Source organism: Microbulbifer agarilyticus, assembly GCF_019800665.1.
In the GTDB taxonomy this organism is placed as follows: Bacteria; Pseudomonadota; Gammaproteobacteria; order Pseudomonadales; family Cellvibrionaceae; genus Microbulbifer; species Microbulbifer agarilyticus_C.
In genome coordinates this window covers 1-2,711 of record NZ_JAHVKO010000016.1, presented here as the reverse complement: position 1 = coordinate 2,711, position 2,711 = coordinate 1, and the positions used below count along the sequence as shown (strand labels likewise).

At 51.3% G+C, this 2,711-nt stretch carries 3 protein-coding genes; all 3 read right to left on the bottom strand.

Translation table 11 applies throughout. The annotated features are described in order from the left end of the window. Window positions 1–125: 125 nt before the first annotated feature. The 3 genes from KUV22_RS17180 to KUV22_RS17170 all read right to left on the bottom strand — a co-directional run bounded on the left by KUV22_RS17180 (window position 126) and on the right by KUV22_RS17170 (window position 2,291). Window positions 126–452 (bottom strand): low molecular weight protein tyrosine phosphatase family protein, encoded by a 327-nt coding sequence (locus KUV22_RS17180; protein WP_222233008.1) that lies wholly within the window; start codon window positions 450–452, stop codon window positions 126–128. Between the two features lie 225 nt (window positions 453–677). Continuing rightward, the gene (locus KUV22_RS17175) at window positions 678–1,178 is read right to left on the bottom strand and encodes a DUF3471 domain-containing protein (RefSeq protein ID WP_222233007.1); all 501 of its coding nucleotides are present in this window, start codon (window positions 1,176–1,178) and stop codon (window positions 678–680) included. 24 nt (window positions 1,179–1,202) lie between these two features. Continuing rightward, window positions 1,203–2,291 (bottom strand): serine hydrolase domain-containing protein, encoded by a 1,089-nt coding sequence (locus tag KUV22_RS17170; protein ID WP_222233006.1) that lies wholly within the window; start codon window positions 2,289–2,291, stop codon window positions 1,203–1,205. Window positions 2,292–2,711: the final 420 nt, after the last annotated feature.

The window sequence follows — 2,711 nt, the reverse complement described above, 5'->3', positions numbered from 1 at the left end:
TGCTATCGTCGCCTGCATGCGAAAGCAGCTCACGATCCTCAACACTATGGTAAAAAACAACACCCACTGGGATGAAAAAATGGCTTAATCGCTTGACGGGAAACCATAGTCACTTGTTATGTGCGCTACCGAAGGCGCACATGTTTCGCAACCCTATTCTCTAAAATCCTAACCAATACTGGATCCATCCGATCGTAATTATCAGGAATATCCAGACAGACAAGCTTTTTGCCTTTTAAAAGATCTTTAAACTTCTTAGAAACCTTATTTTTGTGGGATTTTTCCATAGCAAAGACTATATCTGCCCACTCTATAAGATCTCCACTTACCGCCGTCTCTGCGTCACTATTTGTTCCAGCACCAATAGCATTAATGCCTTCATACGCTGAAAAGACTTCTTCACCCGTGGGGCTTCTCAGTCTATTTTCACTACATACGAAAAGAAGGTTCATCTTTAACTCTCTGACACATAACGCCACGCATCAGTGGCGCGCCGCTCGCGCAGCGAGCGAAGCGTCCGTCTGCATGCGCTTGTTATGCGATATTTTGCTACTCAAGAGAGATGGCTGCAATGTGCCCAAAGCGGACGCCTGGTTAGATGAGCCATGCGGCGAGAAACGGTCACAAGCGGTCGTCCGCCCGAAGAACCGCGATACTCGCTGTTCGCCTTGGCCGACTCATTCTCGAAGAAATCGTGGCGGCTCAATGCCCGGGACAATCGGTATTCTCACGGCTATCACTTCGCCGTCCGAATTGCTTTCAAACGTCATGGGCATATGATGAAGGTGATTCTCTGTGGACTGGTATCGAGTTGCGAATGTCTCGCCGTTGTAGGGCACTAGGTCGAAAGTCCGACCATCGTAAGTCTGCACTAAAGAGTCACCCCGGAGCGCGATCTCAAACGTGCCATAGCCCGGGTTATGAAATTTCCCAACGTAGGCCTGCAAGTCATGCCGCGGCGCGAGAGACAGATCTCTCCCGGAGTCAAACTCACGCTCAGCAGCCTGCACTGCCTGAGCCGATTTTTCTTCCAGAGCCTGGAAATAGTCGGTCCACTCAACCGTCGATTCATTGCCGAGCAGGAAATCCATTGTCACAAAACTAGCAGCCACCATTGCCTGACTGAGGTTAAGGTTCGTAAGGACGACAACACCGATCCTCTTCTCAGGGATAAACATGATATGTGTTCTGGATCCATTGAATTAGCCGCTGTGGCCTATAGCGGCCATGCCTCGAAACGTATGCTGAGACCATCCCTGCCCATAGGTTGCCAATCCTCCCCCGATGCCTTTGGAATCGTTACTGATAATGGCGTGAGCGCCATGAATCCATTCCATGCTCTCGGGGGAAATGACCTGTTTGTCATCATACTTCCCTTGATCAATGTTGAGCTGAACCCACTTGGACATCTCTGCAGCCGACGAATAGAGGCCGGCCGTGGGAGCCAGGTAACGGGTGTCCGCAAAAGGTATTGCCACGACATCACCGTCTACTACTCCGTAGCCCCGAGCCAGCTTGCCAGAATTGCGAGCCGCTTCCCGTGAGAAAGTGCTGTGCTCCATCCCCAAAGGATCGAGTATTCGCTCTTGTACGAGGTCCTCGTAGTGTTCTCCGGTGTACTGCTCGATAATTCCTCCGGCGCTGGTGTAGATGACATCCTGGTACTGCCAACCAGCACGGAACGAATAGGATGGCTCAAAGTATTGCAATCGATTCAATAGCTCCAATCGATATTCTTTTGCTTTCGATTTATCCGGCAGTTCACGCCCAACCCCATACGCTAGTAGGTTCTCGTGATAGGGCAGGCCGGACCGATGACTGAGCATATCCTCCAGTGTCATCTCGCTGCTGGCGAACGCATCCATCATCTTGAACTTTGGCCAGTACTCTCTAACAGGCGTTGTCCAGTCCAAGGTGCCATCATCAACCAGGGTCCCTACTAAACCTGCGGTAATCGACTTCGTCGTTGAAGCCACGAGGCCGATCGTATCTGGCGTGAATGGCTCTCTTGACTCGACATTTCGATAGCCAAACCCCTCTTTGAATATCTCCTTGCCGTCAGAGAGTGCGACGACCGCCATTCCAGGCACCTGAAAACTGGATCTGACATTCTCAAGATTAGACTTGAGCGTGCTTCCATCGAATCTCGCCTCTGCTCTAACATTCGGCGATGGGAGTGCCACAAGTGTTGTAAACATGACCAGTGCGGTGCTTTTCATGATTGCGCAGCGCATCTTTTGTTTCCTCCTGCGAGTGACTGTAAATGGACAAAAGCGGAGATTGTAACGCATTCCAGGCCACTTGCAGCAGAGCCTGGCAAGGGAGACAGGCGCTATGGGTTCGGCTGATCCTGATTATGCCTCAAGGCAATTGATAAGCCTGATCAGAGACTTCTTCTACACACCAGAGTTCATAATTGGGCAAAAGCTTGAAAACAATGGAGTCATGCCAGACTGCCTTGATATGTTCTTGTCTCACTACAAGATCGACAAGCAGTGACTGAACTGGATCGCTCTCTGCCACCCGGCATCACTTCCCCGACGTCCCCTATAGTGCGATAGTGGTCATCGCGTGAATCAGGTTTTTATCGCATAACGCCGCCAGCAGGGGCAGCTTACCGTGTGCGCGTTTTGCGCAAAAATGGGAGTGCAGCGACCTGCGCAAAACGCGCACACGGTAAGCTGTCCCGCGGAGGGCCACAGGCCCGGAGC